Source organism: Vibrio sp. B7 (assembly GCF_963888765.1).
In the GTDB taxonomy this organism is placed as follows: domain Bacteria; phylum Pseudomonadota; class Gammaproteobacteria; order Enterobacterales; family Vibrionaceae; genus Vibrio; species Vibrio anguillarum.
Map to the genome: position 1 here is coordinate 1 of NZ_CAWPKR010000017.1, position 10,417 is coordinate 10,417.

The following is a 10,417-nucleotide window of genomic DNA, read 5'->3' on the forward strand; positions in this document are numbered from 1 at the left end:
AACCGGAGATTCGTAGTTAGTACCACAGTCCATACAGGCGAATTTCATGATTCAATCCCCATGATAGCCAGACGCTCGGTCAGTGTGGTGTTGGTGATATCAACCAGCTTGTAATACAAGCCTTGAGCGTTGAGATAGTTAACAAGGCCAGTGTAAGAGCTGAAATAATCCCATTCGCCGGAAATGTAGACAGATACGGAGTTGTCAGGCATTAAGTCGTAGTAGATTTTTTCAGCAGCCATGATTAAGCCCCAACCAACACAAAACCGACAACGCCCTAAAGTTGTTTGAGCGGCCACCCCAGAAGCTTAGGGAGCGACCTAATGTAAATTCCGATTTAACGGAAGATTAAATCCGTTTATCCGGAAGTTCAAGATACGAAGAATCGGAAGAAATGAGCTAGAATGATCAAAACGGAGGGATTGCCATGTACCAGAGTCAGCTGTTAGATGCCTATAAAAAGGCTCAAAACTATGTACAAGACAAACAGATTGCCCATGATTTGAATGTACAAGCGTCAAGAATCGGTGAAATGCGCAGAGGTGCACGCTATATATCTGATGAAGAAGCAGTTTTTTTAGCGGAACAAGCAGGAATAGACCCAGAGCTGGCATTGCTCGGATGTCATGCAGACAGGAACGAAAACCCAAGAATAAAACAGCTATGGGAACACATAGCAAAAAAGCACAACGGGCTAGGATTAAGAACAATATCAATGGGTTGCGGAGCATTGGCGCTAATGGTTAGCACCAAAACGGAAGCCATATTACAGTGCGCATTATATATCTTATGTTAAATTAATGATAGCAAAATGAAAGCGCCATACCTTTGTGCGCTTTCTAGGGATGTAGTCATTAAACATAATCAGTATTTACCATAAAATACCTAATAACTAGTCTGATAATCGAAGATTTCATTCTAGTTATTAATACGTTAATTTCCGGCTAGTTTAACTCTGAAACCTTTCTTTTCTAAATAAGCTTTAATTTTGTCTCGAGCATCACCCTGGATCTCTATTTCACCATCTTTTACTGAGCCGCCACACCCACAACTTTTCTTGAGTTCTGCCGCGAATAGCTTTAGTGCTGTATCATCTAAATCCAAGCCGGTCACGATACTCACGCCTTTCCCTTTTCGCCCTTTTGTTTGACGATGGATTCTAACCACTCCATCACCTTTAGGGCGTTCTATAACTTCAGGCTCAGCTTTGATACGGCCTAAATCCGTAGAATATACAAGTGTCATAAATCATTTACTTCTTTAATTGTTCTGCTTTCTGTTTTGCAAGCAAATAAGCTTCGATATGTTTTTGAATAGCCACTTTTGAACCTTTGATTAAGCGACCATTGAAAAAGCAATACCACCCATTGAGCTCACCTGTATCATTCTTCAGTGTAAAGCCGCCAAATTGCTCTTGTTTACCATTTGGAGCTTCTCTCTTCTTACCTACCGCACTGAACTCTCTAGGATCAATGATAGAGGCAGTATCACACCACCAGTCTATGCTTTTTTTAACTGCCGCAAGGTTACCAGTCAAAACATGGTTTTTGATCTTAACTTGCCATATATCTGTAGAGTTAGGCGCAGATGTAAGGGTAAATCCTCGATACGTCGCTATAGCCATATGTTATTGGTCTTTTTAATTATAGGTTAGTTAAATAATAATTGTATCTTCACCGTTATCAAGTATATTTATCGATAAACCATATTGTTATAGTGCATCAAGATGAAAAAAAACATCCCTCTCATCACAGATCCTATGATTTTAAAACAAAAGGTTACCGAATTTTCCGACACAGTTTGCTTTGAACAATTTCAACATTTGACACATTGGCAATATTCGAAGAACTCCGCTTTGGCCATGACTAAAGATTGGAATCATTTTGTTACATTTTGCAAAATAAGATGTGTTACTCCTCTTCCTGGCTCAACAACAGCTGTTAGGCAATTTATCGAAACGGAAGCTCGTGTGAGAAAATACGCGACTATCAGGCGTTACATGGTCACCATTGGTATCATCCATCACCTACTTTCGATGAAAGACCCCACGCAAAACCGACTCACTCAACTTTCTTTGTTTCGTCTTAAAGGAGAGAAAGGTGATGATGCTAAGCAAGCGACACCGTTAACGAAAAAACATTTATTAGCACTAGATATACAACTTATTCATTCATCTCACAAAAAGGATATCCGCGATCTTGCCATCTATTATGTGATGTTTGAGTGTGCTTTGAAACGAAGTGAGCTTAAAAAACTAAGTATAGGCCAAGCCTTAACTGTGGATGGGCAAATGAAGATCATCGTGGGAAATGTCGATTATTATCTTTCTGAATCGGCCTCTCTTGCACTTAAAAAGTGGCTACAATTACTCAATAAAGAGTCGAACATTGTGTTTTGTTCAATCGATCGCCATGGCAATATTTCAAATAGATCTTTAAATGATGCGTCTATTTTCCGTATCTTACGTCATGCAGGGCAACGTTTAGGCATATTTGAATTGAGGTTTTCAGGCCAATCAACCCGTGTTGGTGCGGCTCAAGAACTGGCGAAACAAGGTTATAAAACTCAAGATATTCAGCAATTTGGACGATGGTTAAGCCCTGCAATGCCAGCTCAATACATTGGTAAGCTCGACATTGCAGAAAGTGAACAGATGAAATTTAAGGTCATTAAACCTTTTGATTGAGTGACGTTGTCACGCAATTAGCTAGAAATTCATGAAACCTATGCCCATTATGCTCTAACATTTTAGGAAACATTGAAATGGGAGTCATGCCTGGGAAGGTGTTAACTTCATTAAGATAAATGTTTCCCTCTGGGGTTAAAAAGAAATCAATACGTGCAAGGTGCCTAAGCTTCATGTGGGTAAAAACCCTAGCAGCACAATCACTTATCATTTCTAATTGATCTCTGGTTAAATTCTGAGCTTGCACTTCAGTCATCGAATGGCTAGTCGCACTGTATTTTTCTTCATAAGTATAAAATGCGTCTTCTGGTGCGATGATCTCACCCGGCTTAGAAAGATATAAAACACCATCAAGCTGATAAGCGGCAACTTCTAATTCCCTAGGTTTCACTGCTTTTTCAACCAGAACTTGTTCCGAGTAGCTAAAAGCCGCATCGATTGCGCTGTTGAGCTGTGAAACCTCGGTGACTTTGTAACAACCAACAGATGAACCTTGCCTCGCCGCTTTAATAAACACACTTCCCCATTTTTCCAGAGCTTGCTTACACTGCTGATGCGCTTGTGCATTATTTTCTGAAAGAAAAAGATAAGGTGTATTAGGAATACCCAGCGCATCGTACCAAAGCTTAGATGTAATTTTATTAAAGCTGTTAGCACTGGCTTCTGGACCACAACCTAAATATGGGATGCCAGCCAGCTCGAGCATCGATTGAATGTCGCCCGTTTCCCCTGGATAACCATGAATGCAAGGAACCACAAAATCGATATTGACGGCAACACCATTGGTATTCAACGTTGCAGCATTCGTGTCTAAGAAACTCAGATCGCCCTTTTCACTGTACCAACCATCGGGTCGCATTTCGACGCGAATAACTTGAAAACCTTCTGTTTTTTCAAGTTGTGCTTGTAAATAGTTGGCTGACACAAGTGAAACTTCATGTTCTGACGAACCGCCACCACATAATAATAGGATTGTTGTTTGAGTCATTAAAATCTGTCCATGCTGCTGACGAATAAACTATAAAGCATGATAATCAATTCAGTGTGAAGTTACACGGTTTTAGCCAAGGAAAACCTTTTTACTGTTGTAACAGGCTAAGTTATAAGCAATAAAGGGGCATAAGCCCCTTTGATCATTTATTCGCGATAAAATCCAGAATCAGTTCAACTTATTGAGTGTCGGAAATTCCGAATTTTTGATGGTATCAATACTTTTGGCAAAAGGTTTCATTGCTTGAAACTCGGTTGGCAGTGTTTTAATTGCTTCAACAGCATCGGCACGAGTTGCGTAGTCACCATAAAGTACGGTGTACCACTTGGTTCCATTCACTACTTTATAATTTTCCCAAATAGGTTGGCCGTCAGAATTGGGCAGTTTACTGGCAAACTGATCAACTTTATTCTGTGATCCAACAGCAACGACCTGAATGGTGTAGCCAAAACGCGGATTCATTGCCGTCTGTTTAGCTGTCGGTGGAATGAGCGCTACTGCGGCTTTGCTTTGAGGGCTCATCTTAACGACTTTTTTCTCTGTATCGTTAGGAGACATCTTCACCACATTCGTTTCGACATTGCTCTCAGAAATTCCAGTAGCCATGCCTTCTTGAGCGACTACTGGTTGCTGAACCGGAGCAACTTTGTACTCTTCACGATGGCTTTCAGAGGTGACATCGGTAATGTATGTATCAGATGCACAGGCAGCCAGAAGCACTGATAAACCGACAATTGTGATTTTTTTCATGAATTGTTCAACGCCTTAAGTAGAAATTACTATAAATCATGCCGATAGCGACGCTCAGAATCAAGCTCGCTTTGTGATTATATACCTTTGTACTGTGATTTATGGCACAAAGTCGCAGTTGTCTCACGACGTAATGATCACAATCAAACCAATATAGTGAACAAGGATAGCATTTGTTCGCTAAGCTAACGGTAATTCGTGAGTGAAAGGTTCATCAACATGAACAATTTAAATCCATTCCTGAAACCAAAATCGATCGCGGTTGTTGGTGCATCAGTACGCTCGCTTCGTGCTGGCAATATTGTGATGAAGAACCTACTTCAAGGAGGCTTCGATGGTGCGATTATGCCTGTCACGCCTTATTATCCATCCGTCTGTGGCGTATTGGCCTACAAAAGTATCGAATCTCTGCCTATCGTCCCTGATATTGCGATTTTATGCACGCACGCAACACGCAACGTCACCTTATTTAAGCAATTGGCAGATAAAGGCATCAGCTCCGTCATCGTACTTTCATCTGATATGTATACTGAAGATGCTCAAGGAGTCGAAATCCAAGCCCAATGTTCTAGAATTGCAAAATCGGCAGGAATGCGCATTTTGGGTCCCAATAGCTTAGGGCTGATCCTACCTTGGTTAAATTTCAACGCTTCGTTTTCTCCTGTCACAGCCTTAAAAGGTAACATTGCCTTTATTTCACAATCTGCAGCGGTTTGTACCACGATTTTAGATTGGGCAAATGACAAAGAGATCGGATTTTCAGCATTTATTTCTCTTGGTAATGCCAGCGACATCGATTTCTCTGACTTACTTGATTGCCTGAGCACGGATAGACACACCCAAGCCATTTTGCTTTATGTTGATACGATTAAGGATGCTCGCCGTTTTATGTCGGCAGCGCGTGCCGCGTCACGTAACCGGCGAATCTTAGTATTAAAAGGAGGAAGAACGCTTGCTGGACGTAAAGCGGCGCAAGCACATACTGGTGGAGACAATACACTCGACATTATTTATGACTCCGCAATTCAACGCACGGGTATGTTACGGGTGAATAATACCCATGAACTCTTTGCCGCTGTTGAAACACTCACTCACTCCGTTCCATTGCGAGGTGAACGTCTTGCTATTATTACCAATGGTGGCGGGCCAGCTATTATGGCCGTCGATACCTTGTTAGATCGAGGCGGAAAACTTGCCGATCTTGAAGAGTCTACTTATCAAAAACTAAATCAGTTCCTGCCTAAAAGTTGGTCTCACAGTAATCCGGTCGATATGGTGGGTGATGCGGATCATACTCGCTACGTTAATACACTAAATGTGCTGCTAGATAGTGATAAAACCGATGCCATTCTCATTATGCACAGCCCATCTGCGATTGCGCAGTCTGAACAAACCGCTCAAGCGGTGGTCGACGCCATTAAAGCGCACCCTCGCCATAAACGTTTTAACATCCTAACCAATTGGTCAGGAGAACTTACCGCGCGCCCGGCTAGACAAATATTTACCCAAGCGGGCATCCCAACCTATCGAACGCCAGAAAGTGCAGTGGTGGCATTCATGCACTTAGTCGAGTACCGTCGAAATCAAAAACAACTAATGGAAACGCCGACAACCGCAGAACCCGTCCATGTATCAGAAATACACAGCGCGCAGCAATGGATAGCGGAGCAACTAGGCATACACCCTACCCGTCACCTTGATACGCACCAAATAGGTAAGTTATTTAAATATTTTAATTTTAACGTATTACCAACTTGGATAGCTTCTGATGCCAGTGAAGCGGTACATATTGCCGAGCAAATTGGTTACCCAGTCGTGGTGAAATTGCGTTCGCCCGATATTACGCATAAATCAGATGTGCAAGGCGTGATGCTCAATCTACGCAACCGCCACGAAGTGGCAAGCGCAGCACAAGCGATATTGGATCGCACGCAGATCTCGTATCCTTCCGCTAATGTTCATGGGTTATTGGTTCAGGCAATGGCAAAGCTCGCTGGCGGCGAAGAGCTCAGGATCAAAGTGATTACTGATACAACCTTTGGCCCGGTCATTTTACTGGGACAAGGTGGTTCAGAATGGGATGAATCAATCGATGCCGCCGCCGCACTACCCCCACTGAATATGACGCTCGCTCGTTATCTGATTGTCAGAGCAATACGCAGCGGAAAAATTCGGCTGCAAAAACTACCAGAGCCAATGAATATTGATGGGTTATCTGAGTTTTTAGTTCGTATCTCGCAGATGATTATTGAATGTCCACAAATAGATGAATTAGATATTCACCCGGTTTTAGCCAATGGCAATCAATTCACCATATTGGATGCCAACTTAGTCCTAAAAGATTACCAAGGTGACGGACAAAGTAGATTAGCTATCCGCCCCTATCCAAGTGAGTTTGAAGAAAGTGTGATCCTAAAGGACAATTCGGCCATTACCTTACGCCCAATCTTGCCCGAAGATGAGCCGCATCATGCAGAGTTTATCCGTAACGTATCAAAAGAAGATTTGTACAAACGCTTTTTTTCGGATGTCGGCGAGTTTAACCATGAAGCCTTAGCCAATTTTACTCAAATTGACTATGACCGAGAAATGGCTTTTGTCGCAGTGGATCATACCAATGATCAAGAGAGTATTATTGGCGTTTCGCGAGCACTCATTAACCCTGAGAATAGCGATGCTGAGTTCGCCATCTTGATCCGTTCGGATTTAAAAGGAAAAGGTTTAGGTAAAATCTTGCTGCAAAAAATCATCGACTATTGTCGCTTGAAAGGAACCTTACAAATTTCCGGCATGACCATGCCAACCAACCGAGGCATGTTGACGCTAGCGCAAAAATTAGGTTTTGAGATTGAAGTGCATTTCGAAGATGGGACGGCAGATATGGTTCTGATCTTAAATAAACCAGAATAAAGCCGTAGCGATCAGATTTGATCACTGCGATCCGCCCAAAATTTTAACTTAGCACCCAGTTTTTCTTGAGGTATTGCACACACCACGACTTTGCTTCGCCCATTTTATTACGCCGCCATGCCATAATGATCTGCATCGATTTATCTTCAGATCCGCTGATTGCTTTCAGTTTACCTGAGGCGATCAGTGGCTCTGCTATCTGTTTCGGTAATGTGCCAATACCTAACCCTTCCACTAACGCGGCACATTTTGCGCTGAAATTAGTTACCGTCAGGCGCGGCTGTTTTTGCAAAATATTCACGCTCATTGCAGGCTGGTCACGCGCGGTATCGGCAATCGCAATCACTCGATACTTTTGCCTTGCTTCTTCATCAAATGCACCGCTTCGTTTGTGTACGTAATGCGAGCTGGCCGCTACCCAAACCATTGACATAGTTCCTATGGTTTCTGCTTTTACATCTTGTGGTAACGTATCGATACGTGGGCAAATCAGCAAATCGGCTCGTTCGGTTGAAAGTGACTCCCAACACCCCGCTAAAATTTCTTCTTGAAGACGGATTCGTGTTTTACTGACATTACCTAACGCTTCAACCATTGGGAAAAAATTATGAATAGGGATAATACCGTCAAATGCGACCGTCAAATCCAGTTCCCAACCATTCGCTAACAAGGTTGCGTCATTCACCAATTTTTCTGTCGCCGATAAAATGGCTCTACCCCGCTCAAGAATGAGCAAGCCGGCTTCAGTAAACGTCGCTTTATGCCCTGAACGGTCAAAAATAGTGATGTCTAAATCTTGTTCCAATTTTTGGATCTGATAACTCAGCGATGATGGTGCACGGCTTAGCTCATTTGCCGCCGCAGCAAAGCTGCCTCGTCTATCAATCGCATCTAAAATATGAAGCGCTTCTAAGGTAATTGGACTTTGCAAAATGGACATCCTTTGGTGAAATTGCAGTGAATATGCAATAACGAGTATGCCTTATTTATCATCGCTATGGTATCTCTGACGGGATGGAAAATAGACAAGGGGGACTGGTTTGGAACCAAAAATCGTAGAAATAACAAAGCCAGTTTAATACTGGCTTTGAGACACATTCATTTAAAAAGGGGTAGAAAAGTTATCAATGAGTGAGTCTATTTCTTATTTTCTGACATCTCTTTCTTAACCATGACCGCTGCAGCCACGATAAAAACGATGATTAATCCAAGCTCCATGTAAAACCTCGATAAGTGTTTAAAATTAAAGGTTAAAATATAAACAACGCGATTCTAGCAGACTAGAAAAATATTGACAGCTTTTAACGTATTGCTAACGTTTTTAGCGACTCAGTTCAAAAAGAGCGTGAATAAAGAAAAATGGTAATTTTCATCACATCCGTAACTCTAGATTGTTATATTCTCTTCCTACTTGAAGTACAGCGGTGTTTAACAACGTACCGCCTAACTCAAAAACCCACTGTAAACACTGAACTTCAATTTTGCACTAAAGTCGCCAAGCGTTGACAATCCCTCTTGAGCCGTTTGTTATGTGATTGTTGCACAAGATTTACATTAAGGGCTCAGCTATAATCCATACGCACTAAGTTAACTATAATAAAATGGACATGATATGAAAGCTCTTATTTATGAAACTCTTATTAGCCTTGCAAACCAAGACCCTGAACAACATGCAAAAATTCGCGAAAATCTGTATGAACAGTTGGGCTTGCCTTTGGACAAACAATTAGCTCTATACTCTAGAGCCCTTGGGCCAGCAAGTTCAGGAAAACTTGAAAATGACCAAGCGATCAATAATGCAGTTGAAAGTGCCATTAAGCTGCTAGAAACACCTGAGCACTAGCCTTGCATTACTAAATATCAGCGGCTCACAACGTCAAGGGCCGTTTTTATATGCTCATTTTCTAACAAATTCTCAACGAATTTAGACAAAATTATCACTAGTAATACTTTTAGAGAAAACTAAAACCTCGATTTTTGAGACAACTCCCTTCTTTGACGGCATGCAATAAGAATCTTGTTCTTTTCAATTATCGTTGAAGAATGCCAATCAATAATTTCATTCAACGATCTGAAACATCCCAAACAAATATCCATTTCATCTAAACAGCACTGTTTAATACACGGTGACTTGGGCTCTTCGACCTCACTCATTTTCCTATCTTCCATAACAAAAATCCTATCACATTTCCGCAGTAGTCTTTATTAATGAAATCATAGTAAAGAATTCGGCGTACACTAGCATAACGCCTTGCTAAGGTGTGAGCAACGCAATACCTTAGCCTCCGCATAATACCTTAAACACATAAACCGACGCATAGTAAAAATGCCACGCGTTGCGAATCACTCTTAAGCAACTTGTTATACCGCTTGGTTGAGGCTAAAATGACCAACATAAAGACCACTTAAGAGACCGATTATATGACCACTAGAATTTTAGCCGATGTTGCTGCAAGCATTACTGAGTTGAAAGCTAACCCTATGAAAGTTGCAACTAGTGCTTACGGCGAACCTGTTGCTGTATTAAACCGAAATGAACCAGCATTTTATTGCGTACCTGCCGAAGCGTACGAAATGATGATGGACAGACTCGAAGATCTTGAACTACTCGCTATCGCTAAAGAGCGTGAATCTGAAGAGAGCATTTCGGTAAATATTGATGACCTATAAACTCGACTTTAAAAAGAGCGCACTCAAAGAGTGGAAAAAGCTTGGTTCTACTCTGCAACAACAATTTAAGAAAAAGCTAATCGAGCGCTTAGATAACCCACATGTTCCGGCTTCAAAACTTTCTGGAGCTGACAACATGTATAAAATTAAGTTGCGTCAATCAGGCTACCGTCTCGTCTACAAAGTTGAAGACGATGTAATCATTGTAACCGTCCTAGCAGTTGGAAAGCGCGAACGTAGCGATGTTTACCGTAAAGCCATGAAAAGGTTAGATGACTGATTGCGGTTGGTGTACCCCACAAAAAGTAGACAGTACATAACTACATACTTTCGTACTCAACTGGGCTGACATGCCCCAACGCTGAGTGTCTTCTTTTGCGATTGTAAAATACCTCGATGTATTCGAAGAT

14 protein-coding genes are annotated in these 10,417 nt (G+C 41.7%); 6 read left to right on the forward strand and 8 right to left on the reverse strand.

The window, feature by feature from the left end:
- Positions 1 to 44: 44 nt before the first annotated feature.
- Positions 45 to 242: a hypothetical protein gene (locus tag AACV32_RS07855; protein ID WP_094146970.1), complete on the reverse strand. Its 198-nt coding sequence runs from the start codon at positions 240 to 242 to the stop codon at positions 45 to 47.
- A gap of 185 nt (positions 243 to 427) precedes the next feature.
- On the opposite strand from AACV32_RS07855, the gene AACV32_RS07860 reads away from it, so the two are divergent.
- A complete protein-coding gene (locus tag AACV32_RS07860) occupies positions 428 to 796 on the forward strand; it encodes a DUF3693 domain-containing protein (protein ID WP_017049544.1) in 369 nt (122 codons plus the stop codon).
- Positions 797 to 933: 137 nt separating this feature from the next.
- Here the strand turns inward: AACV32_RS07860 and yciH are convergent, their stop codons facing one another.
- The gene (yciH, locus tag AACV32_RS07865; RefSeq protein ID WP_013867786.1) at positions 934 to 1,245 is read right to left on the reverse strand and encodes a stress response translation initiation inhibitor YciH; all 312 of its coding nucleotides are present in this window, start codon (positions 1,243 to 1,245) and stop codon (positions 934 to 936) included.
- A 7-nt stretch (positions 1,246 to 1,252) separates the two neighbouring features.
- Positions 1,253 to 1,624 carry a DUF3319 domain-containing protein gene (locus tag AACV32_RS07870; protein WP_013867787.1) on the reverse strand — a complete coding sequence of 124 codons (372 nt, stop codon included), beginning with the start codon at positions 1,622 to 1,624 and terminating at the stop codon, positions 1,253 to 1,255.
- Between the two features lie 102 nt (positions 1,625 to 1,726).
- On the opposite strand from AACV32_RS07870, the gene AACV32_RS07875 reads away from it, so the two are divergent.
- Positions 1,727 to 2,686 (forward strand): tyrosine-type recombinase/integrase, encoded by a 960-nt coding sequence (locus AACV32_RS07875; protein ID WP_017049543.1) that lies wholly within the window; start codon positions 1,727 to 1,729, stop codon positions 2,684 to 2,686.
- Here the strand turns inward: AACV32_RS07875 and AACV32_RS07880 are convergent.
- Both AACV32_RS07880 and AACV32_RS07885 read right to left on the reverse strand, forming a co-directional pair.
- Positions 2,670 to 3,674, reverse strand: coding sequence for a D-alanine--D-alanine ligase (locus AACV32_RS07880; RefSeq protein WP_017045559.1), 1,005 nt, complete (start codon positions 3,672 to 3,674; stop codon positions 2,670 to 2,672). The genes AACV32_RS07875 and AACV32_RS07880 overlap by 17 nt on opposite strands.
- Positions 3,675 to 3,845: 171 nt before the next feature.
- Entirely contained in the window at positions 3,846 to 4,427 is a 582-nt protein-coding gene (locus AACV32_RS07885; protein WP_013867790.1) for an SPOR domain-containing protein, read from the reverse strand.
- 219 nt (positions 4,428 to 4,646) lie between these two features.
- Between AACV32_RS07885 and AACV32_RS07890 the strand changes: the two genes are divergently transcribed.
- A complete protein-coding gene (locus tag AACV32_RS07890) occupies positions 4,647 to 7,337 on the forward strand; it encodes a bifunctional acetate--CoA ligase family protein/GNAT family N-acetyltransferase (protein ID WP_170895760.1) in 2,691 nt (896 codons plus the stop codon).
- Between the two features lie 43 nt (positions 7,338 to 7,380).
- Here AACV32_RS07890 and AACV32_RS07895 read toward each other — a convergent pair whose 3' ends face one another.
- A complete protein-coding gene (locus tag AACV32_RS07895) occupies positions 7,381 to 8,268 on the reverse strand; it encodes a LysR family transcriptional regulator (protein WP_170895759.1) in 888 nt (295 codons plus the stop codon).
- A 681-nt stretch (positions 8,269 to 8,949) separates the two neighbouring features.
- Here AACV32_RS07895 and AACV32_RS07900 point away from each other — a divergent pair.
- Entirely contained in the window at positions 8,950 to 9,180 is a 231-nt protein-coding gene (locus AACV32_RS07900; RefSeq protein ID WP_013868597.1) for a PAS factor family protein, read from the forward strand.
- Between the two features lie 119 nt (positions 9,181 to 9,299).
- On the opposite strand, the gene AACV32_RS07905 is transcribed toward AACV32_RS07900, so the two are convergent.
- The gene (locus AACV32_RS07905; protein ID WP_017048743.1) at positions 9,300 to 9,506 is read right to left on the reverse strand and encodes a DUF1289 domain-containing protein; all 207 of its coding nucleotides are present in this window, start codon (positions 9,504 to 9,506) and stop codon (positions 9,300 to 9,302) included.
- Positions 9,507 to 9,758: 252 nt separating this feature from the next.
- On the opposite strand from AACV32_RS07905, the gene AACV32_RS07910 reads away from it, so the two are divergent.
- Together AACV32_RS07910 and AACV32_RS07915 are read left to right on the forward strand one after the other, a co-directional pair.
- Positions 9,759 to 10,007 carry a type II toxin-antitoxin system Phd/YefM family antitoxin gene (locus tag AACV32_RS07910; protein WP_005377003.1) on the forward strand — a complete coding sequence of 83 codons (249 nt, stop codon included), beginning with the start codon at positions 9,759 to 9,761 and terminating at the stop codon, positions 10,005 to 10,007.
- Positions 9,997 to 10,287, forward strand: coding sequence for a type II toxin-antitoxin system RelE family toxin (locus AACV32_RS07915; RefSeq protein ID WP_005377002.1), 291 nt, complete (start codon positions 9,997 to 9,999; stop codon positions 10,285 to 10,287). Before AACV32_RS07910 ends, AACV32_RS07915 begins: the two co-directional genes overlap by 11 nt.
- 40 nt (positions 10,288 to 10,327) lie before the next feature.
- Here the strand turns inward: AACV32_RS07915 and AACV32_RS07920 are convergent.
- On the reverse strand, positions 10,328 to 10,417 hold a 90-nt coding region (locus AACV32_RS07920; RefSeq protein ID WP_170895758.1), incomplete at its 5' end, for an IS3 family transposase.

What these genes read in the sequence shown, in the direction of transcription:
- AACV32_RS07855 (WP_094146970.1), bottom strand. Translation starts at nt 242, where the DNA reads ATGGCTGCTGAAAAAATCTACTACGACTTAATGCCTGACAACTCCGTA.
- AACV32_RS07860 (WP_017049544.1), top strand. Translation starts at nt 428, where the DNA reads ATGTACCAGAGTCAGCTGTTAGATGCCTATAAAAAGGCTCAAAACTAT.
- yciH (WP_013867786.1), bottom strand. Translation starts at nt 1,245, where the DNA reads ATGACACTTGTATATTCTACGGATTTAGGCCGTATCAAAGCTGAGCCT.
- AACV32_RS07870 (WP_013867787.1), bottom strand. Translation starts at nt 1,624, where the DNA reads ATGGCTATAGCGACGTATCGAGGATTTACCCTTACATCTGCGCCTAAC.
- AACV32_RS07875 (WP_017049543.1), top strand. Translation starts at nt 1,727, where the DNA reads ATGAAAAAAAACATCCCTCTCATCACAGATCCTATGATTTTAAAACAA.
- AACV32_RS07880 (WP_017045559.1), bottom strand. Translation starts at nt 3,674, where the DNA reads ATGACTCAAACAACAATCCTATTATTATGTGGTGGCGGTTCGTCAGAA.
- AACV32_RS07885 (WP_013867790.1), bottom strand. Translation starts at nt 4,427, where the DNA reads ATGAAAAAAATCACAATTGTCGGTTTATCAGTGCTTCTGGCTGCCTGT.
- AACV32_RS07890 (WP_170895760.1), top strand. Translation starts at nt 4,647, where the DNA reads ATGAACAATTTAAATCCATTCCTGAAACCAAAATCGATCGCGGTTGTT.
- AACV32_RS07900 (WP_013868597.1), top strand. Translation starts at nt 8,950, where the DNA reads ATGAAAGCTCTTATTTATGAAACTCTTATTAGCCTTGCAAACCAAGAC.
- AACV32_RS07905 (WP_017048743.1), bottom strand. Translation starts at nt 9,506, where the DNA reads ATGGAAGATAGGAAAATGAGTGAGGTCGAAGAGCCCAAGTCACCGTGT.
- AACV32_RS07910 (WP_005377003.1), top strand. Translation starts at nt 9,759, where the DNA reads ATGACCACTAGAATTTTAGCCGATGTTGCTGCAAGCATTACTGAGTTG.
- AACV32_RS07915 (WP_005377002.1), top strand. Translation starts at nt 9,997, where the DNA reads ATGACCTATAAACTCGACTTTAAAAAGAGCGCACTCAAAGAGTGGAAA.